24 protein-coding genes are annotated in these 23230 nt (G+C 59.3%); all 24 read right to left on the minus strand.

The window, feature by feature from the left end; all coding sequences use genetic code 11:
• Window positions 1–11 precede the first annotated feature (11 nt).
• Window positions 12–902, minus strand: coding sequence for a CheW domain-containing protein (locus ACYZTS_RS25210; protein ID WP_461992878.1), 891 nt, complete (start codon window positions 900–902; stop codon window positions 12–14).
• Between the two features lie 115 nt (window positions 903–1017).
• Entirely contained in the window at window positions 1018–1806 is a 789-nt protein-coding gene (locus ACYZTS_RS25215; RefSeq protein WP_461992879.1) for a ParA family protein, read from the minus strand.
• 40 nt (window positions 1807–1846) lie between these two features.
• Window positions 1847–2740: a flagellar motor protein MotD gene (gene motD / locus ACYZTS_RS25220; RefSeq protein WP_461996545.1), complete on the minus strand. Its 894-nt coding sequence runs from the start codon at window positions 2738–2740 to the stop codon at window positions 1847–1849.
• Window positions 2741–2752: 12 nt separating this feature from the next.
• Complete coding sequence (locus ACYZTS_RS25225) at window positions 2753–3493, minus strand: flagellar motor protein (protein WP_461992881.1); 741 nt, start codon at window positions 3491–3493, stop codon at window positions 2753–2755.
• On the minus strand, window positions 3493–4626 hold the full coding sequence (locus ACYZTS_RS25230; protein WP_461992883.1) for a protein-glutamate methylesterase/protein-glutamine glutaminase: 1134 nt from the start codon (window positions 4624–4626) through the stop codon (window positions 3493–3495). The genes ACYZTS_RS25225 and ACYZTS_RS25230 overlap by 1 nt, the downstream gene beginning before the upstream one ends.
• A 51-nt stretch (window positions 4627–4677) precedes the next feature.
• Window positions 4678–6918 (minus strand): chemotaxis protein CheA, encoded by a 2241-nt coding sequence (locus ACYZTS_RS25235; RefSeq protein WP_461992885.1) that lies wholly within the window; start codon window positions 6916–6918, stop codon window positions 4678–4680.
• 46 nt (window positions 6919–6964) lie between these two features.
• Window positions 6965–7753, minus strand: coding sequence for a protein phosphatase CheZ (locus ACYZTS_RS25240; RefSeq protein ID WP_461992887.1), 789 nt, complete (start codon window positions 7751–7753; stop codon window positions 6965–6967).
• A gap of 22 nt (window positions 7754–7775) precedes the next feature.
• Entirely contained in the window at window positions 7776–8147 is a 372-nt protein-coding gene (locus ACYZTS_RS25245) for a chemotaxis response regulator CheY (protein WP_024012118.1), read from the minus strand.
• Window positions 8148–8313: 166 nt separating this feature from the next.
• Window positions 8314–9054, minus strand: coding sequence for an RNA polymerase sigma factor FliA (fliA, locus tag ACYZTS_RS25250; RefSeq protein WP_028622075.1), 741 nt, complete (start codon window positions 9052–9054; stop codon window positions 8314–8316).
• A complete protein-coding gene (gene fleN, locus ACYZTS_RS25255) occupies window positions 9051–9881 on the minus strand; it encodes a flagellar synthesis regulator FleN (RefSeq protein WP_008001746.1) in 831 nt (276 codons plus the stop codon). The genes fliA and fleN overlap by 4 nt, the downstream gene beginning before the upstream one ends.
• Window positions 9882–9997: 116 nt before the next feature.
• Entirely contained in the window at window positions 9998–11323 is a 1326-nt protein-coding gene (flhF, locus tag ACYZTS_RS25260; RefSeq protein ID WP_028622076.1) for a flagellar biosynthesis protein FlhF, read from the minus strand.
• Window positions 11324–11335: 12 nt separating this feature from the next.
• On the minus strand, window positions 11336–13465 hold the full coding sequence (flhA, locus tag ACYZTS_RS25265) for a flagellar biosynthesis protein FlhA (RefSeq protein ID WP_028622077.1): 2130 nt from the start codon (window positions 13463–13465) through the stop codon (window positions 11336–11338).
• 250 nt (window positions 13466–13715) lie between these two features.
• Complete coding sequence (gene flhB, locus ACYZTS_RS25270) at window positions 13716–14855, minus strand: flagellar biosynthesis protein FlhB (protein WP_028622078.1); 1140 nt, start codon at window positions 14853–14855, stop codon at window positions 13716–13718.
• Between the two features lie 3 nt (window positions 14856–14858).
• A complete protein-coding gene (gene fliR / locus ACYZTS_RS25275) occupies window positions 14859–15644 on the minus strand; it encodes a flagellar biosynthetic protein FliR (protein ID WP_028622079.1) in 786 nt (261 codons plus the stop codon).
• 3 nt (window positions 15645–15647) lie between these two features.
• Window positions 15648–15917 carry a flagellar biosynthesis protein FliQ gene (fliQ, locus tag ACYZTS_RS25280; protein WP_028622080.1) on the minus strand — a complete coding sequence of 90 codons (270 nt, stop codon included), beginning with the start codon at window positions 15915–15917 and terminating at the stop codon, window positions 15648–15650.
• The gene (fliP, locus tag ACYZTS_RS25285) at window positions 15914–16672 is read right to left on the minus strand and encodes a flagellar type III secretion system pore protein FliP (protein WP_028622081.1); all 759 of its coding nucleotides are present in this window, start codon (window positions 16670–16672) and stop codon (window positions 15914–15916) included. Before fliP ends, fliQ begins: the two co-directional genes overlap by 4 nt.
• Window positions 16672–17136, minus strand: a complete 465-nt coding sequence (fliO, locus tag ACYZTS_RS25290) for a flagellar biosynthetic protein FliO (RefSeq protein WP_028622082.1) — start codon at window positions 17134–17136, stop codon at window positions 16672–16674. Before fliO ends, fliP begins: the two co-directional genes overlap by 1 nt.
• Complete coding sequence (gene fliN / locus ACYZTS_RS25295; RefSeq protein WP_028622083.1) at window positions 17137–17595, minus strand: flagellar motor switch protein FliN; 459 nt, start codon at window positions 17593–17595, stop codon at window positions 17137–17139.
• 69 nt (window positions 17596–17664) lie between these two features.
• Window positions 17665–18633, minus strand: coding sequence for a flagellar motor switch protein FliM (fliM, locus tag ACYZTS_RS25300; protein ID WP_028622084.1), 969 nt, complete (start codon window positions 18631–18633; stop codon window positions 17665–17667).
• Between the two features lie 9 nt (window positions 18634–18642).
• On the minus strand, window positions 18643–19146 hold the full coding sequence (gene fliL, locus ACYZTS_RS25305; RefSeq protein WP_461992892.1) for a flagellar basal body-associated protein FliL: 504 nt from the start codon (window positions 19144–19146) through the stop codon (window positions 18643–18645).
• Between the two features lie 216 nt (window positions 19147–19362).
• Complete coding sequence (locus tag ACYZTS_RS25310; RefSeq protein WP_461992894.1) at window positions 19363–20730, minus strand: flagellar hook-length control protein FliK; 1368 nt, start codon at window positions 20728–20730, stop codon at window positions 19363–19365.
• Between the two features lie 71 nt (window positions 20731–20801).
• Window positions 20802–21173, minus strand: a complete 372-nt coding sequence (locus ACYZTS_RS25315) for an Hpt domain-containing protein (protein ID WP_461992896.1) — start codon at window positions 21171–21173, stop codon at window positions 20802–20804.
• 30 nt (window positions 21174–21203) lie between these two features.
• Entirely contained in the window at window positions 21204–22919 is a 1716-nt protein-coding gene (locus tag ACYZTS_RS25320) for an ATP-binding SpoIIE family protein phosphatase (protein WP_461992898.1), read from the minus strand.
• On the minus strand, window positions 22916–23221 hold the full coding sequence (locus tag ACYZTS_RS25325) for an STAS domain-containing protein (protein ID WP_028622089.1): 306 nt from the start codon (window positions 23219–23221) through the stop codon (window positions 22916–22918). Before ACYZTS_RS25325 ends, ACYZTS_RS25320 begins: the two co-directional genes overlap by 4 nt.
• Window positions 23222–23230: the final 9 nt, after the last annotated feature.

Here is a 23230-nt window from a genome sequence, read left to right on the forward strand (position 1 = left end):
GTACTTGTTTGTTAGGTTGATTTGAGCGTCGGCTTGCTGCCGCCCATGTGCTTTGCTCCGCCGCTGGCGATCAGCTCGGCCAGTTCGGAAACGTCGAGCAAAGCACACATGTGTTCGATCACCGTGCCAGCCAGCCACGGTCGCTGACCGCGATGGCTGCGCCATTTGATTTCGTTGGGGTCCAGGCGCAACGAGCGGCTGACCTGATGCACGGCCAACCCCCATTCGTAGCCCTGAACCGAAATAACGTATTGCAAGCCCTGGCGAAAATCATCGCGGTAGCGGTCGGGCATCACCCAGCGCGCAGTGTCCAGCACTTTGAGGTTACCGGCCTGACTCGGCAGGATCCCCAGGAACCATTCCGGCTGACCGAACAGCGGCGTCAGCTCATGGCCGGCCAACGAATAAATCGAGCCCAGGCACACCAGCGGAACGGCGAGCGTCAAACCGGCGACATCGAACAACAGGCATTCGAACGGCTCCGCGGCCCAGGCCGGTCGACCGTTGCCCGCTACCGGTGGCGGCGTGTTGCTCGGTGGCAGGTGCACTTCGACAACCGGTGGCACCAAGGCTTGCAACAGCGGCGCGATGGTCGAAACGGGGGCCAGCAACGGTGCAGGCGCCTCTTCAAGGACAACCGGTGCCCTGGCGACGGTGGCGAGGATTGGCGCGACAACAGGCACGGCTGCTACTGCAGGTTTCTGTGCATCGCGGGCCTGCTCTTCGAGAACTGCTGCCTGGAACTCATCCAGTGCGCCCTCCTCCTCGACAACTTCGACCACCTCGGGCGCAGCTTCAATTTCCGGCGCCAACGACGCTTCCGTCGCATCCATCAACAAGTTGTCCAGATAAGACTGGAGCGCCAGTTGCGGGCGTGAAGTGATCTTCAGCGGTTTGCTCATGAGCACGCCCCTGTAGGAGCTGGCGAAGGCTGCGATCTTTTAGCGATCTCGAAAACGTCGCAAAGCAAGATCAACAGATCGCAGCCTGCGGCAGTTCCTACAGGTAATGAATTCATCAAGCCACCTGCGGAACGAGTTGTGTTGTGAGCATGTGCTTGAGCAACGCACGATAGGCCAGCACACCACGGCTCCTGCCGTCGAATTGCGAAGGCGTCACGCCGGCACGGCTGGCATCGCGCAGCCGCGTATCGACGGGAATGTAGCCTTGCCAGATCTCTTCCGGGTATTTATCGCGAAGCACGCGCAGGGTGCCCAGCGACGCCTGAGTGCGGCGGTCGAAGAGGGTCGGCACAATGCTGAAAGGCAGCGCGACTTTGCGTGAACGGTTGATCATCGCCAAGGTGTTGACCATGCGCTCAAGGCCTTTGACTGCCAGGTGTTCGGTCTGCACCGGAATCACCAATTGCTGGCTGGCCGCCAAGGCATTGACCATCAGCAGACCGAGCAACGGCGGGCTGTCAATAACAGCGTAATCGAAGTCCTGCCACAGCTGCGCCAGACTCTTGGCAATCACCAGCCCCAGGCCACTTTGCCCCGGCGACTGACGCTCAAGGGTGGCCAGCGCGGTGCTCGACGGCAGCAGGGAAATACTTGCGTGACTGGTCGGTAGCAGCAGTTGCCCAGGCAAACCTGCGGGCACGCTGCCCTTGTGCAGGAAAAGGTCGTAGCTGCTGTGCTCCAGGCTGTCGGGGTCATAACCGAAGTAACTGGTCATCGAGCCGTGGGGGTCGAGATCGACCACGACCACGCGCTTGCCCGCCTCGGCCAGTAACCCGGCCAGAGCGATGGAGGAAGTGGTTTTACCAACACCACCCTTTTGATTGGCGACTGCCCAGACTCTCATTCGGATCGTTCCACCCGGCTGGATCGACCGGGAAAATAGCTCAACGTGTTAATGCGGGTGACGGAGAATTGACGGCGCTCTCTCGTCCCGGCGACTTGACCGGGGTAGGTGCAGTTTGTGTGCCAGCCCGCTTCAGTGCGGCGTCCGGTTGCGCATGAGCGGTACCGGTGCCGGTCAGACTGCGACGCACATCCAGGTTGCGCGACACCACCAGGACCACGCGACGATTGCGCGCGCGGCCTTCAACGGTGGCGTTGTTGGCCACCGGCTGAAATTCACCGTAACCGACCGACGCCAGCCGACCGGGGTTAACCCCTTGCATGGCCAGCATGCGCACGATGCTCGACGAACGGGCCGAGGACAGTTCCCAGTTGGTCGGGTATTGCGCAGTGCGGATTGGCTGATCGTCGGTGAAGCCTTCGACGTGAATCGGGTTATCGAACGGTTTCACGATCGCCGCCACCTTGTCGATGATGCTGAATGCCATGTCGCTGGGCATGGCGTCGCCACTGCCGAACAACAGGCTGGAATTGAGTTCGATCTCGACCCACAGCTCGTTGCCGCGCACGGTCATCTGGTTGGATTTGATCAGGTCACCGAACGCAGCGCTGATGTCATCGGCAATGCTTTTGAGCGGGTCGCTCGCGCCGGAGATACCGGCGTCGATCTGCTCGCTGTCCTTGACCAGCGGTTTGGCCGGGGTCACGGACAACGGGCGCTCGTCGCCAATCGGAATCGGCTTGAGCGCGCGATCGGCGTCGTTGAACACGCCGACCAGGGCTTGCGAAATGACTTTGTACTTGCCTTCGTTGATCGAAGAAATGGAGTACATCACCACAAAAAAGGCGAACAGCAACGTGATGAAGTCGGCGTATGAAACGAGCCAGCGTTCATGGTTTACATGTTCTTCACGATGCCTGCGTCGAGCCACGATTCACCTCCTCCATCAATCCATGAAGCCCTGAAGCTTCAACTCGATAGAGCGAGGGTTTTCACCTTCGGCGATCGACAAAATGCCTTCGAGCAACATTTCGCGATAACGCGACTGGCGCAAGGCAACCGACTTGAGCTTGGCGGCAATGGGCAGCAACACCAGGTTGGCGCTTGCCACACCATAGATGGTGGCGACGAACGCCACGGCAATGCCGCTGCCCAGTTGCGATGGATCGGCCAGATTGCCCATGACATGGATCAGGCCCATCACCGCACCGATGATGCCAATGGTTGGCGCGTAACCGCCCATGCTCTCGAAAAATTTCGCGGCTTCGATGTCGCGGCTTTCCTGGGTGTAGAAATCCACTTCCAGAATGCTGCGAATCGCTTCCGGTTCAGCGCCATCGACCAGCAGCTGCAGGCCTTTGCGCGAGTAACTGTCAGTTTCGGCGTCTGCCACACTTTCCAGACCCAGCAAACCTTCCTTGCGTGCAGTGAGGCTCCAGTTGACGACGCGATCGACGCCGCCCGCCAGGTCGACGCGAGGCGGAAACAGAATCCAGCCGACAATTTGCATCGCCCGCTTGAAGGCGCTCATCGGCGCTTGCAGCAGGGCTGCGCCGACGGTGCCGCCGATCACGATCAACGCTGCCGGGCCGTTGGCCAGCGCGCCAAGGTGACCGCCTTCGAGGTAGTTTCCGCCGATGATGGCGACGAACGCCATGATAATCCCGATCAGGCTGAGTACATCCATCAGATACACGCCTCGACCAGGTGACGGCCAATATCGTCAAGACCATAGACCGCGTCGGCGAGGTCGGCTTTGACGATGGCCATCGGCATGCCGTAGATCACGCAGCTCGCTTCATCCTGAGCCCAGATTGCGCTGCCGCCCTGCTTGAGCAGACGTGCGCCTTCGCGACCGTCGGCACCCATGCCGGTCAACACCACCGCCAGAACCTTGTCACCGTAGGACTTCGCGGCCGAACCGAACGTGATGTCCACGCACGGCTTGTAATTGAGGCGCTCGTCGCCCGGCAGAATCTTCACCGCACCACGGCCGTCAATCATCATTTGCTTGCCGCCCGGCGCCAGCAGCGCCAGGCCAGGACGCAGGATGTCGCCATCCTCGGCTTCCTTGACATTGATGCGGCAGAGTTTGTCCAGACGTTCGGCGAAAGCCTTGGTGAACGCCGCGGGCATATGCTGAATCAACACGATCGGTGCCGGGAAGTTGGCCGGCAATTGCGTCAAGACACGCTGCAGCGCAACCGGTCCGCCGGTGGATGTACCGATGGCTACCAGTTTATAGGCTTTGCGTTTGGGCGACGGAGACGACGGACTGGCCGCAGGCGCGCGGGTCGGGGTCGGCGCAGGAGCCGGACGTGCCGGTGCCATGCTCGCGTAACTGCTGCTGGCACTAGCGGGTACCGGCGCCGTAACTGGCGCAACCACCGGAGCCGGGGCGTTGTACGTGCTGACGCGACGATTGCTGCGCGAAATGCTCAGAATCTTTTCGCAAAGCAGCTGTTTGACCTTGTCGGGGTTACGCGAAATATCTTCGAAATTTTTCGGCAGGAAATCAACCGCGCCGGCGTCCAGCGCATCCAGAGTTACGCGGGCGCCTTCGTGAGTCAGCGAGGAGAACATCAGGACCGGCGTCGGGCAGCGTTGCATGATGTGACGCACGGCCGTGATGCCATCCATCATCGGCATCTCGTAGTCCATGGTGATCACATCGGGCTTGAGGGCGAGCGCCTGATCGATTGCTTCTTTACCGTTGGTCGCCGTGCCGACGACTTGGATGTTTGGATCCGCTGAAAGAATTTCCGAGACGCGGCGGCGAAAAAACCCCGAATCGTCCACCACCAGGACTTTGACTGCCATAAAAACTCCGTTAGGCGGGGGCGAGGCTTTGATCGCCCCGCTCCCCCAGAATCAAATACGCCGTGCGGCGTAACGCTTGAGCATGCTCGGCACATCGAGAATCAGCGCAATGCGGCCGTCACCGGTGATGGTGGCGCCGGACATGCCCGGGGTTCCCTGGAGCATTTTGCCCAATGGCTTGATGACCACTTCTTCCTGGCCCACCAGCTGATCAACGACGAAGCCGATCCGCTGAGTGCCCACCGAAAGGATCACCACATGGCCTTCTCGCTGCTCTTCATGAGCGGCGGAGCTGACCAGCCAGCGCTTGAGGTAAAACAGTGGCAGCGCCTTGTCGCGCACGATCACCACTTCCTGACCGTCCACCACGTTGGTACGCGACAGGTCGAGGTGGAAAATCTCGTTGACGTTCACCAGCGGGAACGCGAAGGCCTGATTGCCCAGCATGACCATCAGCGTCGGCATGATCGCCAGGGTCAGCGGGACCTTGATCACGATCTTCGAGCCCTTGCCCTTGGTCGAGTAGATATTGATGGTGCCGTTGAGCTGGGCGATTTTGGTTTTCACCACGTCCATGCCCACGCCACGACCGGACACGTCGGAAATTTCGGTTTTGGTCGAGAACCCCGGGGCGAAGATCAGGTTGAAGCAGTCTGACTCGCTCAGGCGGTCTGCCGCATCCTTGTCCATCAGGCCTTTCTTCACGGCAATGCCGCGCAGTACGTCGGCGTCCATGCCTTTGCCGTCATCGGAAATGGACAGCAGGATATGGTCGCCTTCCTGTTCAGCAGACAGGATGACCTTGCCGCTGCGGGGCTTGCCCATCGCTTCGCGTTCGGCCGGCTCTTCGATACCGTGGTCGACCGAGTTGCGCACCAAGTGGACCAGCGGATCGGCGAGGGCCTCGACGAGGTTCTTGTCGAGGTCGGTTTCTTCGCCGACCAGTTCCAGGTTGATCTCTTTCTTGAGCTGGCGAGCCAGGTCGCGAACCAGACGCGGGAAGCGCCCGAAGACCTTCTTGATCGGTTGCATCCGCGTCTTCATGACCGCGGTTTGCAGATCAGCGGTGACTACGTCAAGGTTCGACACCGCCTTGGACATGGCCTCGTCGGCGCTGTTGGCACCTAGACGAACCAGGCGGTTACGCACCAGCACCAGCTCGCCAACCATGTTCATGATTTCGTCGAGGCGTGCAGTGTCGACCCGTACCGTGGTTTCCGCTTCACTCGGCGGCTTGTCCGGTGTTGGCGCGGCCGGAGCACGGGCCGGCGCTGGAGCAGCAGCCTTCGGTGCTTCGGCTTTCGGCGCGGGCGCCTTGGCGACAGGCGCCGCGGCCTTGGCGACAGGCGCGGCTACGGTGGCAGCTGCCGATCCGGTGCCGACTTCGGTGAACTTGCCTTTACCGTGCAGGTCGTCCAGCAGCGATTCGAACTCGTGATCGGAGATCAGATCGCCGCCGGCCGCTGCAGCCTTGGGAGCAGCCGGTGTCGGGACTGAGGCAATCGCCGATTCCAGCGCGCCAACGGCGAAGTTGCCTTTGCCGTGCAACTGGTCGAGCAGTGCTTCGAATTCGTCGTCGGTAATGTCGGAGCTGTCGCCCGCGGCTTTCGGCGCGGCTGGAGCGGCTGGTGCCGCAGGGACAGTGACCGCATCAATGGCGAACTGACCTTTGCCATGCAACTGATCGAGCAACGATTCGAATTCGTCGTCGGTGATTTCGTCGCTCGCCGCGCTACCGCTAGCAGCAGGAGCAGGAGCAGATGCCGGCGCCTCAGCCTGTGCCTTGACGGCATTCAGTGAGTCCAGCAGTTGTTCGAATTCATTGTCTGTGATGTCGCCCGAATCGCTTTCGGCGACCGGTTCTGTAACCACCTCAGCAGCAGGAGCGACTTCATCCGCGCTCTGCGGTTCTGCCAGACGTGCCAGCGCCGCCAGCAATTCAGGGGTCGCGGCCGTGACCGGGCTGCGTTCGCGGACTTCGGTAAACATCGCGTTTACTGCGTCCAGTGCTTCGAGAACCACGTCCATCAGTTCCGAGTCGACGCGACGCTCACCCTTGCGCAGGATGTCGAAGACGTTCTCGGCGATGTGACAGCACTCCACCAGCTCATTGAGCTGGAGGAAGCCGGCGCCTCCTTTTACAGTGTGAAAACCGCGAAAAATTGCATTGAGCAGATCCGCATCATCCGGTCGGCTTTCCAGCTCGACCAACTGTTCGGACAGCTGCTCTAGAATCTCGCCGGCCTCAACCAGGAAATCCTGAAGGATCTCTTCATCGGCGCCGAAGCTCATTAAGGGGGTGCTCCTACAGGTCTAAAAACCTAAAAAACCTAAAATTCTAAAACCCTAGGCTGGATAGCAAATCGTCCACATCGTCCTGACCGGACACAACGTCTTCTCTTTTATCGGCATGAATCTGCGGACCTTCACCCTGAGAGAGATGTTTTTGCGGATCTTTTTCTTGAAGCATCGCATCACGGTCATGTTCGATGCCCGCGAAGCGGTCCACCTGACTGGCCATGAGCACGAGCTTGAGCAAATTGCTTTCAACTTCGGTGACCAGCTGGGTCACACGCTTGATCACTTGGCCGGTGAGGTCCTGATAATCCTGAGCAAGCAGGATGTCGTTGAGGTTGCTCGCTACCACGCGATTGTCAGCGCTGCTGCGTGTCAGGAAACCGTCGACTCGCCGGGCCAGTTCGCGGAACTCTTCAGCCCCGACCTCTCGACGCATGAACCGTCCCCAATCCGCGCTCAGCGCCTGCGCTTCTTCGCTCAGGCCGTTGACCAGTGGCGTGGCGTTTTCAACCAGGTCCATGGTGCGGTTGGCGGCGGCCTCGGTCAGCTTGACCACATAACCCAGACGCTCGGTGGCGTCTGTTATCTGGGACACTTCCTCGGCTTGCGGCATGTGCGGGTCAATCTGGAAATTGACGATCGCGCTGTGCAGCTCGCGTGTGAGTTTGCCCACTTCCTGATACAGGCCGCGGTCACGGGTCTGATTGAGCTCATGGATCAATTGCACCGCGTCGCCGAACCTGCCTTTTTCAAGGCTTTCGACCAGCTCGACCGCGTGTTTTTTCAGGGTCGATTCAAAATTACCCTGTGAAGATTCGTTGTTGTCCATAGCTCCCCCGTGGCGCCGTCTCTCAGCCAATGCGTTCGAAAATCTTCTCGATCTTGTCTTTCAACGCCTGGGCCGTGAAGGGCTTGACCACATAGCCGTTAACACCGGCCTGGGCCGCTTCGATGATCTGCTCGCGCTTGGCTTCAGCGGTCACCATCAGCACCGGCAGGTGCTTGAGCTTTTCATCGGCGCGCACGTGGCGCAGCAGGTCGATACCGGTCATGCCAGGCATGTTCCAGTCTGTTACCAGAAAGTCGATGCTGCCGCTGTTGAGAACCGGAATGGCGGTGGTGCCATCGTCAGCCTCGACCGTGTTGGTGAACCCAAGGTCACGCAACAGGTTTTTTATGATCCGCCGCATCGTTGAGAAGTCATCAACGATGAGGATTTTCATGTTCTTGTCCAATTCGACCTCCAAGCAGTCTTAAACGCGCCCAGCACCTGGGCGCGCCACTTCAATCAATCCGGCAAACACTCGATGACTGTCTGGAGCACAGCAGATCGCGACCGGCGCGGTTAAACACCACACCAGCCACGTTCGCAGTGTCCCCACACTGCCTTCAGCGCGCTCGCCACTCCCCCAAACGCCCCCGCAAACGGGCCGCGCACTGGCTGTGTAACTGGCTGACCCGGGATTCACTGACCCCCAGGACTTCGCCGATTTCCTTGAGATTCAGCTCTTCGTCGTAGTACAGCGCCAACACCAGCCGCTCACGCTCCGGCAAGTTGGCAATGGCATCCGCCAGCGCCGCCTGGAAGCGTTCATCTTCCAGGTCGCGTGACGGCTCCATGTGTGCACTCGCGCCGTCCTCGTGCAACCCTTCGTGTTCGCCGTCCTGCAACAGGTCGTCGAAACTGAATAAACGGCTACCCAGGGTGTCGTTCAAAATCCCGTAGTAATCGTCGAGACTCAATTGGAGTTCGGCCGCAACTTCGTGATCTTTAGCGTCACGACCGGTTTTAGCTTCAATCGAGCGAATTGCGTCGCTGACCATGCGCGTATTGCGGTGGACCGAGCGAGGTGCCCAGTCGCCCTTGCGCACTTCATCGAGCATCGCGCCGCGGATTCGAATGCCCGCGTACGTTTCAAAACTTGCGCCTTTGCTGGCGTCGTATTTGGTCGACACTTCGAGCAGGCCGATCATCCCGGCCTGAATCAGATCTTCTACCTGGACACTGGCTGGCAGACGCGCCAGCAAGTGATAGGCAATGCGCTTGACCAGTGGCGCGTAACGCTCGATCAACTCGTACTGCGCGTCAGGTGCCGACTTCTTGTAAACGTTGTAACCGGTAGCTGTCATAGCACGGGTCCTGCGGTCTGTTGCACGAGGCGCTCGACGAAAAACTCCAGATGCCCACGAGGGTTGGCAGGCAACGGCCAGGTATCGACCTTTTGCGCGATCGCCTTGAAAGCCAGGGAGCATTTGGAACGCGGGAACGCTTCGTAAACGGCGCGCTGTTTTTGCACCGCCTTGCGCACGCTTTCGTCATACGGCACTGCACCGACGTACTGCAAAGCGACGTCGAGGAAGCGGTCTGTGACTTTGGTCAACTTGGCGAAAAGGTTGCGCCCTTCCTGCGGGCTCTGGGCCATGTTGGCCAGGACGCGGAAGCGGTTCATGCCGTAATCGCGGTTCAGCAGTTTGATCAGCGCGTAGGCGTCCGTGATCGAGGTCGGCTCGTCGCACACCACCAGCAACACTTCTTGCGCGGCGCGAACAAAACTGACTACCGAGTCACCAATACCCGCAGCGGTGTCGATGACCAGCACATCGAGATTGTCGCCGATATCGCTGAACGCCTGGATCAGGCCGGCGTGTTGCGCCGGGCTCAGATGAACCATGCTCTGGGTGCCGGACGCGGCAGGGACGATGCGAATTCCGCCAGGCCCTTGCAACAATACGTCGCGCAGTTCACAGCGGCCTTCGATCACGTCGGCCAGAGTACGTTTGGGTGTCAGCCCCAACAGAACGTCGACGTTCGCCAGCCCCAGATCGGCGTCCAGCAGCATGACGCGCCGGCCGAGCTCAGCTAGAGCCAGGGACAAGTTCACTGACACGTTAGTCTTGCCGACGCCACCTTTGCCGCCGGTCACCGCGATCACCTGTACGGGATGCATGCTGCCCATGTTATTTCTTTACCTTGTCTTGCATAGACGGAGGCCACATTACTGGCTGCGCGTTCACAAATGGAACAATGCATGGCAGACCATCGATGTAGGTACGAAAACTGTTCATTATCACCTCAGCCAACCCGCTTGGTCGGACTGTGGTAGAGGTCAGCGAACATGTCAGCCATGGCTTCTTCGCTGGGTTCTTCCTGCATTTGCACGCTGACGGCGCGGCTGACCAGTTGATGACGGCGCGGCAGATGCAAATCATCCGGAATCCGCGGTCCGTCGGTCAGGTACGCCACCGGCAATTCATGACTGATGGCCAGGCTCAACACCTCGCCCAGGCTCGCCGTCTCATCCAGTTTAGTCAGAATGCAGCCAGACAGGCCGCAACGCTTGTAACTGTGATAAGCGGCGGTTAGAACCTGTTTCTGGCTGGTGGTTGCCAGGACCAGATAATTTTTTGATTTGATGCCACGACCGGCCAGGCTTTCGAGTTGCATGCGCAGTGCCGGATCGCTGGCCTGCAGGCCGGCGGTATCGATCAGCACTACACGTTTGCGCAGCAACGGCTCCAGCGCCTGCACCAGCGACTGGCCCGGATCAACGTGAGTGACCGACACATTGAGAATCCGACCCAGCGTCTTCAGCTGTTCCTGGGCACCAATGCGATAGCTGTCCATGCTGACCAGCGCGATGCTCTGCGCGCCGTACTTGAGCACGTAACGGGCCGCGAGTTTGGCCAGCGTGGTGGTTTTGCCCATGCCGGCAGGGCCGACCATGGCAATCACACCGCCCTCTTCCAGAGGCTCGACGTCCGGGGTGGCGATCATTCGCGCCAGGTGCGCCAGCAACATGCGCCAGGCCTGACGAGGTTCTTCAATTCCGGTAATCATCTCGAGCAGATCGCGCGACAACGGGCCGGACAAGCCGATGCGTTGCAAGCGACGCCAGAGGTTGGCCTGCGCCGGACGGCTGCCCTGCAGCTGATTCCAGGCCAGCGAACCAAGTTGTACTTCCATCAGTTCGCGAAGGCTGTTGAGTTCGAAACGCATCGAGTCGAACGCCCGTGGATCAACACCGGTTGCGGCGGCAGGGGCCGGCGCAGGACGACGCGGTTCGGCCAGGGTCGGCTCGATCAGTGGCTCGGCGGCAGTCAACGGCAAACCGGCGAACAATTGGCGATTGGAAGTCTTCTCGCTCTCACCCTCGCCTCGCAGACTCAATTCCGCCTGGGCGTTGACGATCCGCGACTGGGTCTTGCGCAGTTCATCCTCGAGTTCCATGTTCGGAACACGCGGGGCCAGCGCCGACAGGGTGTAATCGAGGGCAGCCGTCAGCTCGACACCACCGGCAATCCGGCGATTGCCGATAATGGCCGCATCAGCGCCCAGCTCATCACGAACCAGTTTCATGGCCTGACGCATATCGGCGGCGAAAAAACGCTTAACTTGCATAAACCACTACCCTCAGCCGTTGGGCCCTACTGTCGCAACGATGGTCACTTGCTTGTTGTCAGGAATTTCCTGATAAGCCAACACATGCAAACCCGGGACTGCCAGTCGGCCAAATCGCGACAACATCGCGCGAACCGGGCCGGCTACCAGCAGAATCACCGGTTGACCTTGCATTTCCTGACGCTGCGCGGCTTCGATCAACGAACGCTGCAGCTTCTCAGCCATGCTTGGCTCCAGCAGAACGCCCTCTTCCGAGCCTTGTCCCGCCTTCTGAAGACTATTGAGCAATATCTGTTCCAACCTTGGTTCCAGCGTGATAACTGGCAGCTCGGACTCAGTGCCTACAATGCTTTGGACGATTGCGCGGGATACACCCACCCGCACAGCGGCCACTAGCGCGGCAGTATCTTGACTCTTGGCGGCATTGTTGGCGATGGCTTCGGCAATGCTGCGGATGTCCCGCACAGGCACCTGCTCGGCCAGCAGCGCTTGCAGGACTTTAAGCAGCTGCGACAACGACACCACGCCAGGAACCAGCTCTTCTGCCAGTTTAGGCGAGCTTTTGGCCAGCAACTGCATGAGTTGCTGGACTTCTTCGTGACCAATCAGCTCGCTGGAATGCTTGTACAAAATCTGGTTCAGGTGAGTGGCCACAACGGTACTGGCATCGACCACCGTGTAACCCAGCGATTGTGCCTGCGCACGCTGGCTGATTTCGATCCAGACAGCTTCCAGACCGAAAGCCGGATCTTTGGCGGTGATGCCATTGAGCGAGCCGTAGACCTGACCGGGATTGATCGCCAACTCGCGGTCCGGGTAAATCTCTGCTTCGGCGAGGATCACGCCCATCAATGTGAGACGGTACGCACTCGGTGCCAGGTCAAGGTTATCGCGGATGTGCACGGTTGGCATCAAAAAGCCCAGGTCCTGGGACAGCTTCTTGCGCACGCCCTTGATCCGCGCCAGCAACTGCCCACCCTGATTGCGATCCACGAGCGGAATCAGGCGATAGCCGACTTCCAGGCCGATCATGTCGATCGGTGTCACGTCGTCCCAGCCGAGTTCTTTGGTTTCTTGCGCGCGGGCCGGGGACGGCAGCAGTTCCTGCTGACGCTTGACGTCTTGCAGCGCTTGCACCCTGACCACGTTTTGCTTTTTCCAGAACAGGTAGGCGCCGCCCGCTGCGACAGCCGCCATGCTCAGGAAGGAAAAGTGCGGCATGCCGGGCACGATACCCATCACCGCCATGATGGCGGCTGCCACCGCCAGCGCTTTGGGGGAGGAGAACATCTGCCGATTGATCTGTTTGCCCATGTCCTCCGAACCGGAAGCACGGGTCACCATGATAGCGGCGGCCGTGGACAACAGCAGTGATGGCAATTGCGCCACCAAACCGTCACCGATGGTCAGCAACGCGTAGACCTTGCCGGCATCGCCGAAAGTCATGCCGTGCTGGAAGATCCCGACGGCTATGCCGCCAATCAGGTTGATGAAGAGAATCAGCAAGCCGGCGATGGCATCACCGCGGACAAATTTGCTGGCACCGTCCATGGACCCGTAAAACTCGGCTTCCTGCGCGACTTCCGTCCGGCGCAGTTTTGCCTGGTTTTGATCAATCAGGCCAGCGTTGAGATCGGCGTCGATCGCCATTTGTTTGCCGGGCATCGCATCCAGGGTGAAGCGCGCGCTCACCTCGGAAATTCGTCCGGCACCCTTGGTCACCACGACGAAGTTGATGATCATCAGGATTGCGAAAACCACGATACCGACCACGTAGTTGCCGCCGATGACCACTTCACCGAACGCCTGGATCACCTTGCCCGCAGACGCATGCCCGTCCTGACCGTGGAGCATGACCACGCGCGTCGACGCGACGTTCAGCGCCAGCCGCAACAACGTTGCGACCAGCAGAATGGTCGGAAACACTGCAAAGTCCAGCGGCCGCAAGGCATACACGCAGACCAGCAGGACAACAATCGACAACGCAATGTTGAACGTGAAAAACACGTCCAGCAGGAACGGCGGGATGGGCAGCATCATCATTGCCAGCATGACCAGCAGCAACAACGGCACACCCAGATTGCCTCGACTCAAGTCGGCAACGTTTGTGCGAGCAGTGTTGAATAACTGAGAGCGATCCACCAATTTTCCCCGTTCCTTTAAAGCAAACTTTTGACGCCCAAAGCAGGCGCAGAATCGCTACTGCAAGAAGCCTTCCAACTTTTGCAGAGGCAGGGATTAGAGGGTTTGAAATGGAGATTGGGGCGCAAACGGGCGTAGCAGCTGTCGAGCCTGCGAGGCTGCGTCGGCGCATGAATCCTGTGCTAACGGCTGGCGAGGACTGCGTCCTCGAACGCAGCCTCGCAGGCTCGGCAGCTGCTACAGACACATCTCAGGAATCGCGGCGCAGATCTGGCGGAATCGGCAGATCGTCCTTGAGCGGATCGGGGCGCTTGCCCTTACCTGCACGGTGCTGACGAATCTGGTAGACGTAGGCCAATACCTGAGCAACCGCCAGATACAGCCCGCCCGGTATTTCCTGGTCCAGTTCCGTGGAGTAATAAATCGAACGCGCCAAGGCCGGGGACTCCAGCAGCAGCACGTTATTGGCAACAGCGATTTCGCGGATTTTCAGCGCCAGGAAGTCACTGCCCTTGGCAACCAGCATCGGCGCGCCGCTCTTGTCCGGATCGTACTTGAGGGCCACGGCGTAATGCGTCGGGTTGGTGATGATCACGTCCGCCTCGGGAACTGCCGCCATCATCCGACGCTGGGACACTTCACGCTGCAGCTGACGGATCCGCTGCTTGACCTCTGGCTTGCCCTCCTGGTCCTTGTGCTCATCGCGCACTTCCTGCTTGGTCATCAGCAGTTTCTTGTGGCTTTCCCACAGCTGCACCGGCACGTCGACCGCCGCAATGATGATCAACCCGCAGGACATCCACAGCGTACTCCAGCCCACCACCTGCAAGCTGTGGATGATCGCCATGTCCAGCGGTTCATGGGCGATGCGCATCAGGTCGTCGATATCGGCCGACAACACCATCATGGCCACGGCCAGGGTAATGATGAATTTGGCGAGTGCCTTCAGCAGTTCAGCCACGGCCTTGAAGGAAAACATGCGCTTGAGGCCGGACGCAGGGTTCATGCGGCTGAACTTCGGCGCCATTGACCCTGCCGCGAACAACCACCCGCCGAGGGAGATCGGGCCGATGATCGCAGCCAGCACCAGAGTGATCATGATCGGCTGAATCGCCAGCAACGCCATCAAACCCGAGCTCAGCAGGTACGTACCCATCGAGCGTTGATCGAGGATGACTTCTCGCGAAAGAGTGAAATTCTGCCGCATCAACTCCATCAGTTCCTGCGCCAGCGCGCCGCCGAATATCAGCAGCGCAGAAGAGCCGACCAGCATGATTGCCAGGGTATTGAGTTCTTTGGAGCGCGCAATCTCGCCTTTTTCCCGCGAGTCTTTCTTGCGCTTCTCGGTGGGGTCTTCTGTTTTGTCCGCGCCGCTTTCGCTCTCAGCCATGACTCAGCGCGCCTGTGCCAGTTCGCGTAAAAACTGCAAAGCCTCGGAGGCCAGCGGTTGATACTGATTGAGAATGTCCGCCAGGCCGACCCAGACGATAAACAGCCCGAGCACCAGCGTCAGCGGAAAGCCGATGGAGAAAATGTTCAGCTGCGGCGCCGCACGGGTCATGATGCCGAAAGCGATGTTGACCACCAGCAATGCAGTGATAGCCGGCAGCACAAGGAGCAGCGCAGAACCCAGCACCCAGCCCAGTTTCCCGGCCAGCTCCCAGAAATGATTGACCATCAGACCGCTGCCGACCGGCAACGTGGTGAAGCTTTCACTGAGCACTTCGAAGACCACCAGATGGCCGTTCATCGCTAGAAACAGCAAGGTCACCAGCATGGTAAAGAACTGGCCGATCACCGCTACTGATACGCCGTTTGTAGGGTCGACCATGGACGCAAAGCCCATGCCCATCTGGATCGCGACAATCTGCCCGGCCACCACAAAGGCGTGGAAGAACAGCTGCAGGGAAAACCCCAGCACTGCGCCAACCAGGATCTGTTCGGCGATCAACATCAACGCCGACAAGTCCAGCGCATTGACCGGTGGCATCGGCGGCAGGCCGGGAGCGATGACCACGGTGATTGCCAGCGCGAAGTACAGGCGCACGCGCGTCGGGACGAGCGTGGTACCAAAGATCGGCATCACCATCAGCAACGAACCAATGCGAAACAGCGGCAACATGAACGTTGCCACCCAGGTACTGATCTGGGTATCGGTCAGTTGCAGCAGCGATTCCATGGTCTAGCCGATGACCCGCGGAATATTGCCGTACAACTGCAGGATGTATTCCATGAAGGTTTGCACCAGCCAGGGACCGGCGACGATCAGCGTGACCAGCATCACCAGCAGACGCGGGAGAAAGCTCAGCGTCTGTTCGTTGATCTGGGTGGCGGCCTGGAACATTGCGACCATCAAGCCCACCAACAGACTCGGAATCACCAGGACCGCCACTATCACAGTGGTCAGCCACAGCGCTTCACGAAAGATGTCGACCGCAACTTCCGGCGTCATGGTGAAACACCTCCAAAGCTGCTCGCCAAGGTGCCGATGATCAACGCCCAGCCATCCACCAGCACGAACAACATGATCTTGAACGGCAGGGAAATGATCAGCGGCGAGAGCATCATCATACCCATGGCCATCAACACGCTGGCGACAACGAGGTCGATGATCAGGAACGGAATGAAGATCATGAAACCGATCTGGAACGCGGTCTTCAGTTCAGAGGTGACGAACGCCGGTACAAGGATGGTCAACGGCGCCTGATCCGGAGTAGCGATGTCGGTGCGCTTGGACAGGCGCATGAACAACTCCAGATCGCTGCTGCGGGTTTGCGCGAGCATGAAATCCTTGATGGGCACCTGCGCTTTGGCAACGGCGTCCTGAGCCGAAAGTTTTTCCGCCAGATACGGCTGCAAGGCATCCTGATTAACCCGGTCGAATACCGGCGCCATGATGAACAACGTCAGGAACAACGCCATGCCGGTGAGGATCTGGTTTGACGGCGTCTGCTGCAAGCCCAGCGCCTGACGCAGGATCGAGAAAACAATGATGATCCGCGTGAAGCTGGTCATCAGCATGACGAACGCCGGAATAAAACTCAGCGCAGTCATGATCAGCAGAATCTGCAGACTGACCGAATATTCCTGAGCGCCCTCGGCATTGGTGCCCAGGGTGATTGCCGGAATCGACAATGGATCGGCGGCGTAAACCAGCGGCGCGGCCAGCATCAAGGCCAGCGTCAAGATGATGCGGAGCGCAGCCATTACTTCTTATCCTTATGATCCTTGCCCATCAGCTCCATCAGGCGCTGGGCGAACTCGGGGGTCGCTTTTTCATTTCCGCTCGGCACCTCGACCGGCTCTTTGAGCACGTGCAAGGCGGTAATGGTGCCAGGACTCAAACCAAGCAGAATCTGCTCGTTACCGACCTGTACCAGCATCAGTCGATCACGCGGACCGAGTGCGCGAGAGCCGATCAGTTCGATCACCTGCCCTTTGCCCGCCGGCCCGGCCTGCTGAACCCGGCGCAGCAGCCAGGCGAGGAAGAAAATCAGCCCCAGCACCAACAACAGACCGAGCACCAGCTGTGTCAGTTGGCCCGCCACCCCGCCGCCGACAGCAGGCGCGGCAGCAGCTGTCGCGGCGGCCGTGGCCACAGGCTCTGCTGCCAGAATGCCAAACGGCACCAGCAGCGCGAGAGCAAGCACACACACTAGAACCTTTTTCACTCAGCGCAGCTTCTTGATGCGTTCGCTTGGGCTGATCACGTCAGTCAGGCGAATGCCGAACTTTTCGTTGACCACCACCACTTCACCGTGGGCGATCAATGTGCCGTTGACCAGCACATCGAGCGGCTCGCCGGCCAGACGATCGAGTTCGATCACCGAGCCCTGGTTGAGCTGCAACAAGTTACGGATGTTGATGTCGGTGCTGCCCACTTCCATGGAAATCGACACCGGGATATCGAGGATCACATCCAGGTTCGGACCGTCGAGCGTGACCGGATCGTTGTTTTTCGGCACACTGCCGAATTCTTCCATCGGCAGGCGATTGGACGGCGAACTCGCGGCATCAGCGGCCAACAAAGCATCGATGTCGTCCTGCCCGCCGTCGCCCGACTCTTCCAAAGCCGCAGCCCATTCATCGGCCAGCGCCTGGTCGTCCTGGGTATTCATGTCGTTAGCCATCATTTGTCCTCGGCGTGCAACTGCTCAATTCGAAACAGTCATTTTGCAAATAGGGGGTTGGAGCGCCGGTCAGCGGCGCTCGATCGGCTCGATCACCTGCAACGCAAGGTGGCCTTTGTGCGAGCCCATCTTGACCTTGAAGGCCGGTACGCCATTGGCGCGCATGATCATTTCTTCGGGCATTTCCACCGGGATAATGTCGCCCGGCTGCATGTGCAGGATGTCCCGCAGGCGCAACTGTCGACGGGCAACCGTGGCACCAATCGGCACGTCGACGTCGAGTACGTCCTGACGCAACGCGTTGACCCAGCGCTCGTCCTGATCGTCGAGGTCCGACTGGAAGCCGGCGTCGAGCATTTCGCGCACTGGCTCGATCATCGAATACGGCATGGTCACGTGCAGGTCACCGCCACCGCCGTCGAGTTCAATATGGAAAGTCGAGACCACAACGGCTTCGCTCGGGCCGACGATGTTGGCCATGGCCGGGTTCACTTCCGAGTTGATGTACTCGAAGTTGACTTCCATGATCGCCTGCCAGGCCTCCTTCAAATCTACGAAGGCCTGCTCAAGCACCATGCGTACTACGCGCAACTCGGTCGGGGTGAATTCACGCCCTTCGATCTTGGCGTGACGGCCGTCGCCACCGAAGAAGTTGTCCACCAGTTTGAACACCAGTTTGGCGTCGAGGATGAACAGCGCGGTGCCGCGCAACGGCTTGATCTTCACCAGGTTGAGACTGGTCGGCACGTACAGCGAATGCACGTACTCGCCAAATTTCATCACCTGCACACCGCCGACGGCAACGTCCGCCGAACGACGCAGCATGTTGAACATGCTGATGCGGGTGTAGCGGGCGAAACGTTCATTGATCATTTCCAGGGTCGGCATGCGTCCCCGGACGATGCGATCCTGGCTGGTCAGGTCGTAGCTTTTGACGCTGCCCGGTTCAGCAGCGTTATCGGTCTGTACCAGACCATCGTCGACACCATGCAATAGCGCATCGATCTCATCCTGGGACAGCAGGTCTTGCACGGCCATGTCGTGTTCCTACTGCAGTACGAAATTAGTGAAAAGCAACTGTTCGATGGCCACTTTGCCGAGTTCTTTCTGCGCCACTTCCTGGACGCTGGCCGTCGCTTTCTGGCGCAACATTTCCTGGCCCACGGGCGATGCGAGTGTGGCGAAGTCCTGTCCGGAGAACAGCATCACGAGGTTGTTGCGGATGACCGGCATGTGCACTTTCAGCGCATCAAGGTCAGCCTGATTGCGCCCTTGCATAGTGATGCTGACTTGCATGTAGCGCTGACGACCGCTCTGGTTGTAATTGGCCACGAAGGCCGGCGCCATGGGCTCGAAAACGGCTGCCTGCTTGCCGACCGGGGCGGTTTCTGCCGCTGCGTCAGGCTTGCTCTGAGCGCCCTGCATGAAGAACCACGTCGCTCCCACGGACAAGCCGATCGCCAGCAGCAAGGCCACCACAATCAAAATGATCAGCTTGAGTTTGCCTTTGGTTGCGGGGTCTTTTACTGCTGCTGTTTCGCTCTTCGCCATGCCAATAATCCGTCACTATTCGGGTTTTCACAGTTGCACGGCAAGGCAAGAGCAAGTGTTATGCCAGAAGTGTCCGGGAGGAGATTGGAGGGACAAACCCTGAACCAAATGTGGGAGCGAGCCCGCTCGCGAATGCGGCTTGACAGTCAACAGAGGTGTTGAATGCAAAACCGTCTTCGCGAGGAGGCTCGCTCCCACAGGAGGATGTGCTTTGCCTCAGGCGTAATAATCAACGACGCTGGAACCGATCACGCTGGAGGTCGCAGCCGCCACCTCGGCAACCGTCGGCAAAGGCTCGTCATCCACCGAATCCAGGCGACCGCCATTGGCGCTGGTTCGACCAGACTGACTCTGCTGCGCCTGTTCCTGCCCTTGCTGCGAACCGCGCGACTGATCGGAAACATTGACATCGACCTGGCCCATGCCCTGCTGCGCAAACATGTCACGCAAGCGGTGCATCTGGCTGTCCAGCGCTTCGCGAACACTCGGATGGGCACTCATGAACGTCACTTGGGTCTGCTGATCCGGAACCATGTTGACCCGGATATCGAGGCGACCCAGTTCAGCCGGCTGCAACTGAATATCCGCCGCCTTGAGATTGACGCTGGACAGGTACATGACCCGGTTTACCACTTCCTCAGTCCAGCCGCTCTGGTTCATGGTGATCGGTTGATTGACCGGCACGGCGTTGGCGGTTTTCGGCGTGGCGGCTTGCGTCAGCGCCGCCAGACGGTTGGCAAAGTCGTCAACGCGAGTATCGCTGGTCGCCGATTTCAAGTCCTTGAGACCATCATCAATCAAGCCACTGAAAGCTTTCTCGCCGCGCTCACTGCTGCCGTCCTGGTCCGCCTGCACATCGAGCATACCTGCCATGCCGGCGGCAAAATTCTGCGCCGCTGTGGTTTCACCGTCAGCCTGGGCCTGAGCGGAGACCGCAGCAGCCTTTGGCTGAGCCTGACTGCTCGCGGAAATATGACCACCCTGCTCCATCGCCATGCGAAGGGCCGGCAAAGCGTCGAGTGGATCGGCCTCAGGATCGAATTCGCCTTCGCCTGCAGACGCCTGCGTCAGCGCAGCCGCAGGTGCTGCCGTTAGGGCCGCATCGACGGCGGGTTGCGCAGGCGTCGCGACGACAGCCTCCGGCACAGCGGGGGCCGGAGTCGTTATTTGCAATTCGGTTGATAATAACGGATCGACAGCGGGGTCTACCGGCGCGGCATCGGCGACCGGCGCCGCATCCGGATCCGCATCCGATGCGTCCTCGCTCACTGCCCTGTCATCGGACGGCGCCGGTTTCTCGGCGGGCAAGGATTTGCCGCTATCGGCAACGGAGGCGTCCGGCGCGGCAGACTTGTCATTGCCGACATCCTTGCGATTCGGGGCGTCGGGAGTCTTGTCCCGTACAGGTTTCACCGGCGCATCCGCTGTGGCAACAGGCTTGCTCTGGCCTTGTCTGGCATACACCTGAGAGAAGCTGGACGCCTTGTCCCCGGGCTCAGCAGGCTGCGCCGACAACTTGGCGGAGGCCGCTTGAGTTTTGGCCTGTGCGGCGGCCTGAAGCAGAATATTTTGGGTGACGGGCATGAAACGCTCTCCGCTGCACTGGGATCGAATGTACAGATACGAAGATCAATGCAAGGTTTGCGCCAGCATTTTCAATGAGGACGCTGGGGGTCCCCCGGTTCGGCGCGGGAACGTTTGAGTTCAGCTTCATAGAGAGGACGGATAATGTCGAACTCGTTGTTGATTTCAACAATCAGCGTCTTGATAACTTCAAGGGGGACGTGATGAACCCTTTGCTCAAGCGCACTGCACAGCTCAGCGAGGTGAATGGCGCCCATATTGCTGCTGCTGCCCTTGAAACTGTGGGCGGTAGCGCCCACTGATTCAGCCGTGTCGGCATTGCGCAAGACGTTCAGGCGCTCTTCGGAATCAGAGAGAAAGATATCCAGCAAAATCGGATAGTCATCCTCCATGACCTCTTGCAACGCGGTTAACACGTTGTGGTCCAGATGTCTGTCAGCCACTTGCTCACTCCTTGATCAAGAATGCGTGGATTATGCCTCAGCGTCCCAGAAAAACTCCACGCGGGCACTTCGACCATCGTCGGACCAACTCGCGCCATGGCTGAGTTGGCGGATCACGCTCACTCCCCTGCCTGACAGACGGACATCATCGAGCGGACGCGCCAGGACTCGCTCGACGTCAAAGCCTTTGCCGCTGTCGTCGACGCGAATGACCAGACAACCGCCATCGCCTCTCGGCGACACTTCCAGATGCACCCGGACATAGCCATTCTGCAGCGCATCAAGACGTGAGTTTCGCTGTTGATAATAGAGGGCAAAACCCGCGGCATCGCGTTTGAGACTGGAGTCCAGACCTAACACGCCATGCTCCAGTGCGTTGGAATACAGCTCGGCGAGCACACTGTAAAGTGCACCGCTCTGCGAGCGCAGGCCATGAACTTCCAACAACAATTGCAGCATGTAAGGCAACGGATTGAAGCGTTTGAGCGTGGCCGCGCGAAACTCGAAGCTTACCGACCAGTCCAGAGGTGAGGACTGGCCGCTGTCCGAGTAGACCAGCGGCGGCGGGGTGAACTGCGCAGGTTCCAACAGACAGACTTCGACCATGCTGACATCGTCGCGCGCTTCACCGCGGAAATCGCGCAATGCCTGCTCAATGTCTTCGAACAAATGGTCGGGCTGACGATTTGCCGCAAAAACCTGCTGCAAGCGCTCCACGCCGAACAACTGCTCGTTGGCATCGCAGGTGTCGATCACTCCGTCGGACAGCAAAAAGACCCGATCGCCAGGCGCCATGGGAAAGACTTCGGTGCTATCGGCGAAAGCTTCCGCACTCAGTACGCCCAACGGCAAATGCCGAGACACCAACGGCGTTCGCTCGCCATTGGCGATCGTGTGCAAATAACCGTCCGGCATGCCACCGTTCCACACTTCCAGTGAGCGTCGCTGAAAATTCAAACACAACAGCGTTGCACAGCAGAACATGTCCACCGGCAGGATACGCTTGAGCTTGGCGTTCATCTCACGCAGGGTTTCCGCCAAACCGTAGCCCTTGGCAGTCATGCCGTAGAACACTTCCGCCAGAGGCATGGCACCCACTGCGGCCGGCAAACCATGGCCGGTGAAATCGCCGAGCAGCACATGCATGTGCCCGGCAGGCGTGAAGGCTGCCAGCAGGAGGTCGCCGTTGAACAGCGCATAAGGCGATTGCAGATAGCGAATATTGGGAGCGCTAAGGCAACCAGAATGGGCTACTTTATCGAAGACCGCCTTGGCCACGCGCTGTTCATTGAGCAAGTAATCATGATGTCGGGCGATCTGGTCACGCTGCTGCAGCACGGTCTCCTGCAAGCGCCGCAAGCGATCCATCGCCTTGATCTTGGCAGCCAGGATCACCAGGTTGTACGGCTTCGCCAGAAAGTCGTCGCCACCGGCTTCAAGACAACGGGCCAGAGCCTCGCTTTCGCTCAACGACGTGAGGAAGATGATCGGCACCAGGGTTTCCCCGGCCAGCGCCTTGATCTGCCGCGCAGCTTCAAAGCCGTCCATCACCGGCATCATGGCGTCCATCAACACCAGTTGCGGACGCTGCTGACGAAACGCTTCAACCGCCTCGGCTCCATTGGCAGCCGTCAGCACTTCATGACCCTGACGACGGACAATGCTCGACAGCAGCAGGCGATCGGCGGCGCTGTCTTCGGCGATGAGGATCGTCAGCGGCTCGAGCGAGGATTGCACAGCGGTCATGCTACGTCGAAGATCTGTTCGAAATTAGAAATGGCGAGAATCTTACGCACATCGGCGTTGGCGTGAGTAAGCGTGATTTCGGCATTTTCGCCGCCGGCGTGATCACGTAATAACAACAGCATGCCGAGGGCGGAACTGTCGAGATAGGTGGCGCCCTTCAGGTCAACTTCGAAATATTCGGGTTTTGGTTCAAGATTCTCGTAGGACTCACGAAATTCCTGATGCGTGGTGAAATCGAATCGTCCCTTGATCGATATCGTCAGCTTTTTCCCATCCTGGGAAGTTTCGGTTTGAACTGACATTGAACGGCT

It is taken from the genome of Pseudomonas sp. TMB3-21, from assembly GCF_054898145.1.

Bases quoted from the DNA above. Each gene is read 5' to 3' on its own strand.
- ACYZTS_RS25310 (WP_461992894.1), bottom strand. From the start codon at position 20,730: ATGCCCGTCACCCAAAATATTCTGCTTCAGGCCGCCGCACAGGCCAAA.
- ACYZTS_RS25230 (WP_461992883.1), bottom strand. From the start codon at position 4,626: ATGGCAGTCAAAGTCCTGGTGGTGGACGATTCGGGGTTTTTTCGCCGC.
- fliP (WP_028622081.1), bottom strand. From the start codon at position 16,672: ATGGCTGCGCTCCGCATCATCTTGACGCTGGCCTTGATGCTGGCCGCG.
- ACYZTS_RS25325 (WP_028622089.1), bottom strand. From the start codon at position 23,221: ATGTCAGTTCAAACCGAAACTTCCCAGGATGGGAAAAAGCTGACGATA.
- fleN (WP_008001746.1), bottom strand. From the start codon at position 9,881: ATGGGCAGCATGCATCCCGTACAGGTGATCGCGGTGACCGGCGGCAAA.
- flhB (WP_028622078.1), bottom strand. From the start codon at position 14,855: ATGGCTGAGAGCGAAAGCGGCGCGGACAAAACAGAAGACCCCACCGAG.
- fliQ (WP_028622080.1), bottom strand. From the start codon at position 15,917: ATGACGCCGGAAGTTGCGGTCGACATCTTTCGTGAAGCGCTGTGGCTG.
- flhF (WP_028622076.1), bottom strand. From the start codon at position 11,323: ATGCAAGTTAAGCGTTTTTTCGCCGCCGATATGCGTCAGGCCATGAAA.
- ACYZTS_RS25235 (WP_461992885.1), bottom strand. From the start codon at position 6,918: ATGAGCTTCGGCGCCGATGAAGAGATCCTTCAGGATTTCCTGGTTGAG.
- ACYZTS_RS25215 (WP_461992879.1), bottom strand. From the start codon at position 1,806: ATGAGAGTCTGGGCAGTCGCCAATCAAAAGGGTGGTGTTGGTAAAACC.
- fliN (WP_028622083.1), bottom strand. From the start codon at position 17,595: ATGGCTAACGACATGAATACCCAGGACGACCAGGCGCTGGCCGATGAA.
- ACYZTS_RS25245 (WP_024012118.1), bottom strand. From the start codon at position 8,147: ATGAAAATCCTCATCGTTGATGACTTCTCAACGATGCGGCGGATCATA.
- fliA (WP_028622075.1), bottom strand. From the start codon at position 9,054: ATGACAGCTACCGGTTACAACGTTTACAAGAAGTCGGCACCTGACGCG.
- ACYZTS_RS25210 (WP_461992878.1), bottom strand. From the start codon at position 902: ATGAGCAAACCGCTGAAGATCACTTCACGCCCGCAACTGGCGCTCCAG.
- fliM (WP_028622084.1), bottom strand. From the start codon at position 18,633: ATGGCCGTGCAAGACCTGCTGTCCCAGGATGAGATCGATGCGCTATTG.
- fliR (WP_028622079.1), bottom strand. From the start codon at position 15,644: ATGGAATCGCTGCTGCAACTGACCGATACCCAGATCAGTACCTGGGTG.
- ACYZTS_RS25240 (WP_461992887.1), bottom strand. From the start codon at position 7,753: ATGGACAACAACGAATCTTCACAGGGTAATTTTGAATCGACCCTGAAA.
- fliL (WP_461992892.1), bottom strand. From the start codon at position 19,146: ATGGCGAAGAGCGAAACAGCAGCAGTAAAAGACCCCGCAACCAAAGGC.
- ACYZTS_RS25225 (WP_461992881.1), bottom strand. From the start codon at position 3,493: ATGGATGTACTCAGCCTGATCGGGATTATCATGGCGTTCGTCGCCATC.
- ACYZTS_RS25320 (WP_461992898.1), bottom strand. From the start codon at position 22,919: ATGACCGCTGTGCAATCCTCGCTCGAGCCGCTGACGATCCTCATCGCC.